This window comes from Bacillus sp. C-3-6 (assembly GCF_054509685.1).
Genome location: NZ_CM137247.1, coordinates 1,694,606 through 1,707,697, shown reverse-complemented (window position 1 = coordinate 1,707,697; position 13,092 = coordinate 1,694,606). Strand labels below are relative to the sequence as shown.

At 33.6% G+C, this 13,092-nt stretch carries 13 protein-coding genes; 6 read left to right on the top strand and 7 right to left on the bottom strand.

Annotation, left to right across the window (positions count from 1 at the left end; all coding sequences use genetic code 11):
• The first annotated feature begins 232 nt into the window (after positions 1 to 232).
• Positions 233 to 976, top strand: coding sequence for a UMP kinase (gene pyrH / locus ACW0JX_RS08890; protein ID WP_001248059.1), 744 nt, complete (start codon positions 233 to 235; stop codon positions 974 to 976).
• Between the two features lie 53 nt (positions 977 to 1,029).
• Here pyrH and cls read toward each other — a convergent pair whose 3' ends face one another.
• The gene (gene cls, locus ACW0JX_RS08885; RefSeq protein WP_459245580.1) at positions 1,030 to 2,241 is read right to left on the bottom strand and encodes a cardiolipin synthase; all 1,212 of its coding nucleotides are present in this window, start codon (positions 2,239 to 2,241) and stop codon (positions 1,030 to 1,032) included.
• Positions 2,242 to 2,351: 110 nt separating this feature from the next.
• Here cls and ACW0JX_RS08880 point away from each other — a divergent pair, with 110 nt between their 5' ends.
• Positions 2,352 to 3,290 carry an esterase/lipase family protein gene (locus ACW0JX_RS08880; protein WP_095691097.1) on the top strand — a complete coding sequence of 313 codons (939 nt, stop codon included), beginning with the start codon at positions 2,352 to 2,354 and terminating at the stop codon, positions 3,288 to 3,290.
• A gap of 44 nt (positions 3,291 to 3,334) precedes the next feature.
• Here ACW0JX_RS08880 and ACW0JX_RS08875 read toward each other — a convergent pair whose 3' ends face one another.
• From ACW0JX_RS08875 to ACW0JX_RS08855, 5 genes are all read right to left on the bottom strand, one after another.
• The gene (locus ACW0JX_RS08875) at positions 3,335 to 4,480 is read right to left on the bottom strand and encodes an ABC transporter permease (protein ID WP_000651881.1); all 1,146 of its coding nucleotides are present in this window, start codon (positions 4,478 to 4,480) and stop codon (positions 3,335 to 3,337) included.
• Position 4,481: 1 nt separating this feature from the next.
• Positions 4,482 to 5,591 carry an ABC transporter permease gene (locus ACW0JX_RS08870; RefSeq protein ID WP_089170775.1) on the bottom strand — a complete coding sequence of 370 codons (1,110 nt, stop codon included), beginning with the start codon at positions 5,589 to 5,591 and terminating at the stop codon, positions 4,482 to 4,484.
• A 37-nt stretch (positions 5,592 to 5,628) separates the two neighbouring features.
• On the bottom strand, positions 5,629 to 6,567 hold the full coding sequence (locus ACW0JX_RS08865; RefSeq protein ID WP_088023064.1) for an ABC transporter ATP-binding protein: 939 nt from the start codon (positions 6,565 to 6,567) through the stop codon (positions 5,629 to 5,631).
• Between the two features lie 138 nt (positions 6,568 to 6,705).
• Positions 6,706 to 7,806 (bottom strand): sensor histidine kinase, encoded by a 1,101-nt coding sequence (locus ACW0JX_RS08860; RefSeq protein WP_089170774.1) that lies wholly within the window; start codon positions 7,804 to 7,806, stop codon positions 6,706 to 6,708.
• Between the two features lie 4 nt (positions 7,807 to 7,810).
• Positions 7,811 to 8,449, bottom strand: a complete 639-nt coding sequence (locus tag ACW0JX_RS08855; RefSeq protein WP_000694106.1) for a response regulator transcription factor — start codon at positions 8,447 to 8,449, stop codon at positions 7,811 to 7,813.
• 219 nt (positions 8,450 to 8,668) lie between these two features.
• Here ACW0JX_RS08855 and ACW0JX_RS08850 point away from each other — a divergent pair, with 219 nt between their 5' ends.
• From ACW0JX_RS08850 to exsE, 4 genes are read left to right on the top strand one after another with little or no spacing between them, the layout of a single operon-like run.
• Positions 8,669 to 9,214 carry an RNA polymerase sigma factor gene (locus ACW0JX_RS08850; protein WP_306236426.1) on the top strand — a complete coding sequence of 182 codons (546 nt, stop codon included), beginning with the start codon at positions 8,669 to 8,671 and terminating at the stop codon, positions 9,212 to 9,214.
• Positions 9,211 to 9,654, top strand: coding sequence for a hypothetical protein (locus ACW0JX_RS08845; protein ID WP_016082116.1), 444 nt, complete (start codon positions 9,211 to 9,213; stop codon positions 9,652 to 9,654). The genes ACW0JX_RS08850 and ACW0JX_RS08845 overlap by 4 nt, the downstream gene beginning before the upstream one ends.
• Positions 9,647 to 10,717, top strand: a complete 1,071-nt coding sequence (locus tag ACW0JX_RS08840; RefSeq protein WP_459245579.1) for a hypothetical protein — start codon at positions 9,647 to 9,649, stop codon at positions 10,715 to 10,717. The genes ACW0JX_RS08845 and ACW0JX_RS08840 overlap by 8 nt, the downstream gene beginning before the upstream one ends.
• Positions 10,714 to 11,670 carry an exosporium protein ExsE gene (gene exsE, locus ACW0JX_RS08835; protein ID WP_089170773.1) on the top strand — a complete coding sequence of 319 codons (957 nt, stop codon included), beginning with the start codon at positions 10,714 to 10,716 and terminating at the stop codon, positions 11,668 to 11,670. The genes ACW0JX_RS08840 and exsE overlap by 4 nt, the downstream gene beginning before the upstream one ends.
• Before the next feature lie 32 nt (positions 11,671 to 11,702).
• Here the strand turns inward: exsE and ACW0JX_RS08830 are convergent, their stop codons facing one another.
• Positions 11,703 to 12,950, bottom strand: a complete 1,248-nt coding sequence (locus ACW0JX_RS08830) for a DUF445 domain-containing protein (RefSeq protein ID WP_242805961.1) — start codon at positions 12,948 to 12,950, stop codon at positions 11,703 to 11,705.
• Positions 12,951 to 13,092: the final 142 nt, after the last annotated feature.

The window sequence follows — 13,092 nt, the reverse complement described above, 5'->3', positions numbered from 1 at the left end:
ACACCATTTTGTTAAAAAACGATAAAATAAACTTGATAAGTAATCAGATTGTTTCGTATAATCAAAAAGATATATACTTAAAACAAATCAAAATGAAAAGGAGTGGATGTTATGAAAAACTATACAAAGCAATTCGTCCTATCTTCTTCTTTTCTTTTTCATTTTCTTAAAAAGGAACAAAGGCATTCGCCTTTGTTCCTTTTTTATTGCGATCTATATAGGGGGAATTGTTATGAGACCATATAAACGTGTCTTAATTAAATTAAGCGGCGGTGCACTTGCCGATCAAACTGGAAATAGCTTTAACTCCAAACGATTAGAACATATCGCAAACGAAATTTTATCCATTGTTGATTTAGGTATCGAAGTATCCATCGTCATCGGTGGCGGTAACATTTTTAGGGGACATCTAGCTGAAGAGTGGGGAATTGATCGCGTAGAAGCTGATAATATCGGTACGTTAGGTACAATCATTAACAGCTTAATGCTTCGCGGTGTTTTAACAAGTAAAACAAATAGAGAAGTACGCGTTATGACTTCCATTCCATTTAATGCAGTAGCTGAACCATACATTCGCTTGCGTGCAGTCCACCATTTAGATAACGGTTATATCGTTATCTTTGGAGGCGGTAACGGCCAACCGTTCGTGACGACAGATTATCCAAGTGTACAAAGAGCCATCGAGATGAATAGTGATGCCATATTAGTCGCAAAACAAGGGGTCGATGGCGTCTTTACAAGTGATCCAAAGCATAATAAATCAGCAAAAATGTACAGCAAACTAAACTATAATGATGTCGTTAGACAAAATATACAAGTCATGGATCAAGCGGCATTACTGCTTGCCAGGGACTACAATTTACCAGCACATGTCTTTAACTTTGATGAGCCTGGTGTCATGAAGAAAATATGTTTAGGCGAACATGTGGGGACGTTGATCAATGATGATGTTACGATGCTGGTGCATGAGAAATAATGATTTCCCACCAAAAAGGGTGCCTTTTGTAGGCACCCTTTCCTAATTCATCGTTACAAATAAAAATCAAACAATCCCGCCACTTTCTCCTTACAACGCTCCCAAAAAGATAACTTCTCAAAAAACTCTTTCGTCATTTCTTTTGAATCACGAAAATCCTCTGTTAACGCCTTATTCACGTCCGATACAATAGTCCCGCCATGAATATACAAATTCATCTCATCATTTATATAGAAGCTACGGGCAGTAAAGTTTGTTGTACCTATAACAGTTAACTCATTATCAATTAGCATTAACTTTCCATGAAACATCCCTTTTTTATAACCATATACCGTAATCCCGTTATTAACAGCTTGACGTATATACGGATATGCCGCCTCTTTAATAAGGGGGATATCTGGTTTATATGACCAAAGTATTTTTACTGTAACACCACGTTTTTGCGCTTCAATTAAAGCATTCATTAATTCTTTATTTTTCGCTATAAAATAAGGTGTTGTAATGACGATTGAATGCTGCGCTTGCTTTATTAGCTGTATATATGTTTCAGCGACGTAATGCCCATTGTAACTAGTCATAGTATGTAAAGTATTCCCTTTACTAGCTTTATTCGTACTTCTCTTTATCTCTTCTTTCGTATCTCGTTTCCAATCTAAAGCGAATTGCTGTTCTAAATCTTTTGCCCCTTCTCCTTTAAGACGTACATGATAATCACGCCAATATCCAAATCGCTTATCTTTCCCTAAGTACTCATCTCCTATGTTAAATCCGCCTGTATAGCCAATCTCCCCATCAATCGTCGTAATACGGCGATGATTACGATGGTGAAGTGAATAAAATCCGAATGGTAATGAAGGTTTTCTACTATATGTAAAATGTACACCACTTTCCCGCAATTCATTTATCCCCTTTCTTTCAAATGATAAATCATTAATGCGATCAACTGATAAATAGACGTTTACTCCTTCTTTTGCCTTCTCTTTTAATAAGTTTAAAAAAGTATGGCTACTTTTATCATCCGACAAAATGAAGAAATAAGTGTAGATGGAGCTTTTCGCTTCTCTTATATCAGTAAATAATTGTTTATAAAAAGACTTCCCTTCTACATATAATTGAAAGTCACTATAATGAGATGCATACTCTGTCGGCATGTTTTTCCCAGCTTCCATTTTCCTACCTAAGGTAACATCGATATGCATCCAAATTAAAATAAAAACAAAAATAGCAATAATAATAGAAGTAACTCGTAATATTTTTTTAATCATTTTGATTTCCTTCCGATCAAATTACTTTCTACTCTGTAGTGTTTCATTTAAATATGTTTTCATACGAAATGTATTTCTATTGATACCAAACGATTAAAGGAGAGAGAAATATGAAAAGAGGAAAAATCCCTATTGTTTTTATCCCAGGTCTTTTCGGTTCAATGAGTAATATTATCATTCCAGGTACTGGTAATTGGAGTTTTGGACTTTCTGCATTTGTTTACGAACCATTCATCATGATGTTAGAAAGTATGGGGTACGAACGAAATAAAGACTTGTTCATCTGTTTTTATGACTGGCGGCAGCGCATTGTTTTTTCTACACAAAAATATTTATTACAAACAATTGCCTATGCTAAAAAAATTACAGGGTGCGATAAGCTAAATCTAATGTGTCATAGTATGGGCGGGCTTCTTGGACGTTCTTACGTTCAAAGTGAAACATATAAAAATGATGTGAATCAACTTATAATACTCTGCACACCAAACGCTGGATCTCCACCAAATTATAGTTATTGGACTGGAGGTAGTCTCCCTATCCATGCCTCTTCTAAAATAAATATCGTTCATTTTTATATGGAACAATATATTCGTTACTTAAGCATCTTACATAAACTGAATAAGGTTGAGGCGATACATCTTTACTTTCCAGGATTACAAGATGTTATTCCTTGTAAAGATTACGGAAATTATTTATTTATAAGATCTGACTCTTCTCTTACATTTCTTCCTTATAGTAATATGCAAACGAAAAACCCTTTCCTCGATACATTAAATGAAAATAGATTTATTATACAAAAAAGAAATATTGAAACTACACTCATTGCCGGAGATGGAGAGGAAACAATTCAATATTTACAAGTTGTCCCTTCACACTCCAAACTGAAATGGACAGACGGCAAAGTCGTCGGTGATTTACTTACAAAACATGGTGACGGCAACGCTGTTTTACATAGCGTTTTTCTTCTAGAGGGAAATAAATATGTTGTGCATGCTTCACATAACGAAGTGCTCTACAAAAGCATTCCTATATTACAAAAGATACTCTAAATTACAAACAAAAAAGGTATGGCATTAAGCCACACCTTTTCACATTAAACAAAATTCCTCGCATCATTATTTCTTCCAAACTTATAAATCGCAATTAAGAAGAATGCAATTGCGAAAGCAAATAAAATTAAAATGTTTAAATACAACTCCGAGAATGGTATTCCTTGTTGTAGTTTCGATACTGTATCTAACAACCAGCGCTGTGGAAGAAAATTAGCTACTTTTTGTACTGCACTTGGCATAATGTCATATGGGAAATAACATCCTGCAAGTAAGCATGTTGGTACAATGACCATGTTTTGCATCGCATTTGCCGATGCTGAGTTTTTCGAAAAAGCTACAAGGACTAATGATATTCCAATTGCGATTAATGCAAATAGCATTAGTACGCCCATCATCACTATAAAAGGCATATTGATATTCGTATGAAAAACATTCGTTAGGAATAGGATTGTAATCAAAATTTGTACTGTTAGTATTATCATATTTACCCCGACATTAGATAATATGAACTTCTTCCCATCTATCGGCGTTGATAATAGTCTAAAGTACGTTCTATTCTCTTTTTCTTTTAAAATATGACCTGATAAGTTCGCTGCTGAAAACAGCATAAACATAATAAGGTAACCCATCGTTTGATTTGTCATATCTTTATTTTTCGAAGTATCTTCTAGCGTCTCAGTTTTCATTTTAAATGAACTTTTTTGATACCCTGCGTACATATTGTCGAATGTACTTTGATCTGTTCCTGCTACTTTACTAATAGCTGCTATATTATCAATATAATTATATAAATATGATTTTATAAATCCTGTTACTTGATCACCTTTAATCGATGAAATTTCAATATGCTCTGGTTTCCCTTCTCGAACACTTTTTGAAAAACCAGAATCTAATGTAATAACTCCATCAAGTTTTTTGGAAGTGAGTTTATCTTCTACTTCAGACTCCTTAACCTTACTCACATTCACATGATTTAATCCTTCTAAAAACTTTATCGTATCATTTGCTATCGGCTCATTTTCTTTATTTACAATCCCGATATTTAACGTTCCTTGCCCTGCATTTCCGTATATCGAGAAGGAAATGAGCGTCCCTATTATCGGCAAGCTAATTATAATGAGTAAACTTTTTTTATTTTTCAAAAGCACAGATAACGTTTTTTGTATGAGCCATAAAATATCCTTCATACTATAGCCCCTCCCGTCTACGTAATGCAATAATTGCAATTAATAAAAAGAGTGCTGAAATTCCAAGGTTTAAAGAAATGACTGGTAATGCTGCCCCTACATCATTTGCATAAATAATTTTCATAACAGCTGTATTTGCCCAAGTTAATGGTGATAAATTCGTAATGAAATTTTCTTCTATTACGAAATATGCACCTCCAAAAATAGAAGCTAATTGCACAACAACCATAATAATTGCCCTAGACGCTTCAGCTGTTTTCGTAATATATCCGATTCCTAAACCGAAGCTAATTGCTAGAAAGACTTCTGTTAATAAAATAAGAAATATGATTCCAAGATGGTCGCCCCAATTCGCTTGAAAAACAAATTTACTAAATAACATGACGAGTAATATGCACAGGGCATTCGCTACTATGCTACCAAGTACTTTTCCAATGAATATTTCAGCTTTACTTATAGGTGCAGCAATGAGACGATCTCCTGTTTTACGTATTCGTTCTCCTCGAATTAAAGAACTCGCTCCCATCGCAGCATATAGTGCAATCATCGTTGTCATTACAACCGCATAGTAATCCATAGAACCTGGTTTTTTCGCAGCTTGTAAAGATGTTTCTTTTATATAATCATTATGATTTCCGTTTGAAATAACCGTACTAACCTTAGTAGGATCTACTTTTGCAACTTCGACCGCTACATTGTACTTATCAACAAATGTTGTAAGCATTCCTTCCACAATACTTCCCTCAATACTACTTTTGTCACTTCCATAAAATTTTGCACCATCTTTATTTAACTCTACATAAGCGGCATATTTATTTTGCTTCACTTCTTCTTTCCCATCTATACTGCCGGAAGCTTTTTTAAAATGAATACCTGATTTATCCACTTCTTTCGTAAATGCTTCAAATGATTGAGAAAACGTGCTACTCGCTTCATCTTTATATAGCACTTGTATATCTTTAATCGAATGACTATCACTATTAAATGCGTTGGTTAACGCTGTTCCTAACACAAGCATAAGCACAATCGGAAATGCTAACATAAAAACTAAAGTCCTTACGTCTCTGAAATCTCTTTTAATATGCATAATTGCAATATTGAAGATGTTCAATTGATGAACCTCCCTTTACCTTTTCTTCATTTACTTTTTATTTATCTCGTAAGTTTCTTCCCGTCAATGTAAGAAATACTGTTTCTAAGTTGGGAGCCTGCTCCTCTAATGAACGAATTTCAATATCATGATTGATACAGTGTTGAATGATTTTATTTAAATTATTTAATCCCGCATCAGAATTCACTTTAATTACGTTTTCTTCAATTTGAACTGCTTTCACACCGTTTATCTCTTTTAATTTTTCCACGTCTAAATTTTCCACCGACTTCACTTCAATCCAAATATCTTTCGTATCAGTAATAATCGATTTTAGTTGTTCTTTCGTACCTTCTGCAATTACTTTACCGTGATCTACTATTGCTATTTTCGTACAAATCTCTTCTACCTCTTCCATGTAGTGACTCGTATAAATAATTGTACTTCCCATTTCATTTAATTTACGTACTGACTGCAAAATGTAGTTTCTTGACTGTGGATCAATTCCAACTGTCGGCTCATCCATAATAATTAACTTCGGTCTATGAGCAATTGCACAAGCGATATTCAGTCTTCGCTTCATCCCACCAGAAAAGTTCTTCGGATAGCTTTTCTGTTTATCACTAAGTCCTACAAATTGAAGAGCTTCCTCTACCCTAGCTTTTAATTCGGTTCCTCGTAATCCGTACAATCCAGCAAAGAATTTCACATTTTCATAGGCAGTTAGCTCTTCATAAATCGCAATATCTTGTGGAACAATACCGATATTCATTTTCGCAAATCGATTATGTTTCTTTATATTTTTTCCTAGTATGCTAATTTCACCTTCATTACTTCTTAACAAACCAGCAATCATATTTATCGTTGTACTCTTACCAGCACCATTTGATCCTAAAAAGCCAAATATTTCTCCTTCTTTAATAGATAAAGACATATTATCAACTGCGATGAAATCACCAAATTTTTTCGTTAAATTTTTAATTTCTAATGTATTCATCATTTTCACCCCTATTTCGGTTTCTCTGCTATTAGTATAAACAAAAAGAATGAACCTGCTCAGTGCAGAAGTTCATTCTTTTCACATGAGAATATTCACTTTTTTCATATGAGATGGTTCATCCTCGTCCCATTCTCTTTATATTGGCAACAACATCGTTACTGAAAAACCACTTGTCCCATCTACAATAATTTTTCCGTTTACAGACGCCGTTCGCTCCTCCATCCCCATAATACCGAGACCTTTTTTAACAAGTACTGCACCTTTGCCGTTATCCTTCACTTGTACCTTTACCATCTTGTTAAGTACATGAATATCTATAGAAATGACTGTCGCATCAGCATATTTCATTGCATTTGTTAGTGCTTCTGTAACATTCTCACCGATAATTTTCCACTGAATGGGAGAAATCATATCTAAGTTCCCTTTGTACACAAAAGGAATATTCACATTATTCTTACCGGCAAATTCCTCTATGAATAATTTCATACGATGAATGCCAATTTGCTCAGTTGGTGGTTTCATATTTTTTAATGTAATCCGAATGCTTTCAATACCATCTTTTGAAATGTGAATTGCATTTTGTAATAACTCGGCTGATTTTTCTTTATCTATCTCCATTAACCTCTTTGCTGCTTCCATTTGAATAAGTGCACCTGTCATCGAGTGGCCAATTTTATCATGAATTTCTTGAGAAAGTCGATTTCTCTCTTCTAACTTAAATGTGTATTCTGATTGCCTTATGTACTCTTTATTTTCATGTAAGCTTTTCGTCAATCGCTGCATATCTTTTCGCATCTTATCATTTTGTGATTCAAGCTTTACTACACGTGATATATATCGATCTGCCATAGTTAAAACGAGAAAAGTAAATGCAACAATTAATCCATAAGTCATTCGAATACTTTCATCTGAAATCGTAATTGGGAGCATCATAATGACAAAGCGTGGCCAATTCTTTTCTATGTAATAGAATGTAATTTCGTATAAATTCAAAGGTAAAAACAAAATAAAAAATGGATGAACCCTCCATGTAAATAACATAACTACACCAATTGACATACAGATTAATATTTTTTTATACGTATCTTTTTTAAATATAGAAATCATTACGTTTACAGAGAGGTAAATAAGTAAAGTAAATATAACCCACGATAAATTTGCTACATTTGCGTAAATATAACTAAACACAATATATAAAAAGACAATTAATTTACTTACAGTTAACCAAAATTCCATATCATTAATCTACTTTCCCTGTTAAGTAATAAATCGCAATTTGTGTGCGATGTTCAAGTCCAGTTTTCCCTAAAACTGATGTAATATAATTTGCGATTGTTCCTTCAGATATAAAAAGCTGCTTCGAAATTTCTTTATTTGAGAAACCTTTTGCAATTAATGCGATAATACTAAGCTCCCTTTCTGTGAAAAGGCTCTTATCAATTTTACATTCTTCCTCTTTACTTTCCATTAAATTAGACTTAATTTTATCGAGGACAACATCTTGCATAACAGTTTGACCGTTATATACTCCTTTTATCGCATCACGAATCCGCTCCGGATCGTTATTTTTTAATAAATAACCTTTCGCTCCGTTTTTTACTGCATCCAAAATATATTCATCATCATCAAACGTCGTCAAAATAAGCGGTTTTGTTTTCGTCTCTTCACAAATGAACTTCGTCGCCTCTACCCCGTTCATATTTGGCATGCGAACATCTAATAGAGCGATATCAACATCGTTCTTTTTGCAATACTCCACTGCTTCTTTTCCATCATTTACTGTATCTACAACTTCAAACTCTTCATATGTATTTAAAATAATTTTCATGCCTTCTCTAATAAAAGAGTTATCATCTGCTATTAATATTTTAATTTTCATGTTTGTTAGTATGGACCATCCGTACTAACATTCACATCCTTTCTTCCCGTAACATTTCCTACTTGCTCATTATATACTTCTCTTTACCATTTTTTCACACCTTTTTTCATCTAGCTCTCCTGCAAAAAATATATTATTCTTTTTTTATAAAATGTGTAGGGTGACTTATCATTCTTTACGTCTATATAATAGAATGCGTCAAAAAGGAGGGAGAGACCGATTGAGGAAAAACAATTAATTGAAAAAGCACAGCAAGGAAGCGAGCATGCTTTTCGTATCCTTGTACAAACATATCGTCATTATATTTTTCAAGTTATCTTTTCTATTTTAAGACATGAAGAAGATGCTAAAGATGTTACACAAGAAGTATTCGTAAAAATTCATACCTCTCTCCCAAATTATCAATTTCGCGGATTAAAAACGTGGATGGCACGTATTGCCACCAATCACGCTATTGATTATAAGAGAAAGAAAGCTAGAGAACACGAAGAACTCTCCTTATGTAAAGAAACAGAGGAAAATATAAAATCCTCTCATAACATTGAAGCTTTACTATTGACGAAAGAGCAAAAATTACTTATTGCTCAAAAACTGAGAGAACTTCCGGAAAATTACCGTGACGTTGTTCTCGCGCATTACTTGGAGGAAAAAAGTTATCAAGAAATTGCTTTCCAAGAAAACATCGAAGTGAAAACAGTAGAAATGAAACTGTATCGGGCAAGAAAATGGATAAAAAAACATTGGAAGGAGGAAGAGTTTCTATGATGCATTATTCAAAAGAAGATTGGCGCAATTATACATTAGATTTTATAGAAAACAATGAACGTGAATCTATGGAAGAACATCTTTATGAATGTGATCATTGTTTAGCACTTTATATGGAAAGTATTGATGAACAACATGAAAACCTTCCAATGATAAATGATGATTCATTTACGAACGAAGTTATGACGCAAATTAATTTTGAAACGCTACAACCTAATGAAAATATAAAAACAAACTCACTAAAACGCACAATTATTCACTACATAATTGCGACTGCAGCTACAATTATTTTTATGGTAAGTGGTTTATTCCAATATATTTTTACAGCGACATCAAATTTCGAGAAATCTTCAAAACATAACGAGTCTTCTATCTCACAACAAATTGTAAACAAATCGGTAGATACATCAAAAAAGGACGGAGGTTTAAAGCATGAATAAAAACCCCTTTTTAGCACTTGTATTAGGGCTAATTCCTGGGCTTGGACATTTATACTTAAAAAAGCTAGGACGGTTTATTCTATATAGCGGAGGATCTTTATTTCTATTCTCCTTTGCAGTATTTTGTACCATAGTAGTAAGAGGACGTGATATTGCTTTTCTTTCTCTATTTTTACTAGCTGTTCTATGGGTAATTAACTTACTAGATTTAGTTATCACCATTATAAAACAAACGAAAAAACAAGAAGCTGGAGAATTGATAAATTCTTCTAAAGAGAGCGAACGATTTTATATCATTCTCCTATCCATCATCCCTGGACTTGGCCATTTCCAATTAGGACTTATGCAACGCGGTCTTACGTTTTTAGTCGCTTGCGCTGGCTTAGGCAGCATGATTATATTTGTAACATTATTAACATCTCAAGGAAGTTTCCTTATCTTTCTTATTACGTTACCTGTTTTATGGATTTATAATTTCTTTGACGTTGTTCAGCAACTACAGAAAAAAGAACGCGACGAGCAATTAATTGACCGTACTATTTTCGAAGATTTTGAAGAACATCGAGAGCAAGGAAAGAAAAGTAAAACATTTGCTTCTATTTTAGCGATGTTCCCTGGAGCAGGTCATATGTATTTAGGTTTACAACGCCGTGGTCTTCAGCTTATGGCAGCCTTTTTACTATCTATTTATTTACTCGACTTATTAAGACTTTCTGCGTTTTTATTTTTAGTACCAATCATTTGGTTCTATAGCTTTTTTGATGCGTTACAGCAAACAGCAAAATACGGAAAAGAACGAATACAAGACGAACCCATTATCGATTATTTTATAAATCATCAAAGATGGATTGGTATCGGATTAATTACACTCGGTGGTTATTATTTATTAAATCAAACAGTCCTTCCTATTTTGAATGATTATTTTGTAACTATATTTAATATTCATCTTAGTGAACTATATTATCGCTATTTCCAGACATCTATCGTTGCGCTCCTTTTAATTGGTGGCGGCTTTAAATTGTTACTTGGAAATAAAGAAAACAAAGGTGGGACAAGCGAATGAGGACTTGGCGTGTTGGAACATTCTCAATGGGGCTTTCTATTATATCGTTAGGATGCTTTTTACTATTTTCAGTAGTAAAAGGAATTCAAGTATTAGATACACTAACTGCATGGTGGCCAGTTTTACTTATCATACTTGGAGCTGAAGTTTTACTATACCTTCTATTTTCTAAGAAGGAACAATCATTTATTAAATATGATATTTTTAGTATTTTCTTTATCGGTGTTTTAGGAAGCGTCGGAATTGCTTTTTACTGTTTATTATCAACTGGATTACTAGAAGAAGTTCGTCACTCTATTAACACAACGAGGCAAACGAGTAATATTCCAGACGGACAATTTGATATACCTGAATCTATCAAAAAAATCGTAGTAGATGCAGGACATCAGCCTCTAACGATAGAGGGAAATAATACAAATCAAATTCACCTTTTGGGAACTTATGAAATGACGACGAAAGCAAATGAAAAACTCAATTTAAAACGAGATGATTTCCTTTCGGTTCAAACGGCTGGAGAAACGATGTACATCGCTTTAAAATCATTACCTGTTCAGCATACGTTATTTAACTCAGCACCACAGGTGAAACCTACGCTTGTTCTTCCGCAAAATAAAAATGTGGAAATTCGCGCTTCAAATAACGAGCTATCTCTTTATCCTGGCCAATTACAAAATAATTGGTTTGTACAAAACAACTCAAGTGTATCTGTTCATTTAGCTAAAGAAAGTGATGTTTCTTTAACAGCAATAACAAATCAAAAAGAAACACACGGAAACACACCTTGGGAGCAAGTAGAAGATTTAACGAAAAAAGAAAATAATTCTTCAGAAGAACATCCAGAATTAAACGAGCAAGAACATTGGTATAAAAATTCGATTAAAACTGGAAATGGGACGTACAAGTTAAATATTGAGAAAGCTTATAATTTGAATATGAGCGTTATCGAAAAATAAGAAAAACCTTCCACAATTGTGGAAGGTTTTTCTTATATAATCGCTTTAATTCCTTCTAATATTAATCCAATCATAAATCCACACACAGCACCGTTCACACGGATCCACTGCAAATCTTTACCGACATTATTTTCAATCATTTCGATTAATGTTTTATCATCTAACTTATCCAGGTTTTCTTGTACAAGCTTACCGATTTTCGAATGGTTCTTCTCAACAAGATTCACAACTTGTTTTTGTAACCAATCTTCTATTTTTTGAACAGTCATTTCGTCTTCTTTTATTTTATTCATTTGTTTTTGTAAAAATGGAATAACATATTCATCAGCAAATTCTTCATTATTTACAAAAGTAACTGCTCTTTGTTGCACTTGCTCTAGCATCTCTTTTATTTTGTCAGTAGCATTCCAATTCGCAATCCACTTTTCTTTCCAATTTTCTAATTCCTTTAATAAGGCTTCATTTTCTTTTACATTGATAATTTCTTGACGAATCTTCGCTAATATAAGTTGTCTTGTGCTATTATCAGCCTCTTGTAAGCTGTTAATATTACTAATGATAAACTTCTGCAAAATGCCGCCAATTTTATCTTCATCTACAATATTCATAAATGATTTCAAAGTAAACTGCAAGAATCCATCTACTTTTATATTTTCCATCGCCTTCATACCTAAGCTACCGAGCTGGTAACGAGCTTCATCTTGCGCTGTCCAATCTTTTACCTTCACTAATATGTAATCAAGTGTCTTTTCATCATATTCTTGCACAACTAATTGATCAACAAGCACTTGTAAAATGTTACTTGTATTAATTGTATGCAAATATGTTTTTAATTCTTTTTCAATAATAACAGCTAACTTTTCTGTATCTATTGTAACAATTGCTTTCTCTGCAATCGTTACAATCCCCTTTTTCACAGCATCAGACTGCATTTCTCTCTCAGCAATTTGCAGTACCATTTGTGCTAACTGCATCTCTTTTACTTTATTCGTAATACTTTCTTTCGTCAGCCATTCATTTTCTAACGTATGAATGAGCCCTTTCGTTACCCGTTTACGGTTTTTAGGTAACAAAGCTGTATGCGGAATTGGTATTCCCATCGGATGACGGAATAAAGCAGTAACCGCAAACCAATCCGCAAGTCCACCAACCAATCCAGCTTCAAATCCCCCTTGTATAATCTCTCCTGCTACCGTTCCTTGAAAAGGGATAGAAGCCGCAAAGCCGACACCCATAACCCCAAGCGAAATACCCGCTATATATTTAGTCTGTAATGACATCGTATACACATCCTCTTATTATGTAAAATAAAGCTTTTTTGTTGTATTTATTCAATATTAGTTATCCTTTATATATACTATAAAGAACTATTGTGAAAATAACAAAGATTTTTATGTACATGAAAAAATGAGGCTACAACTA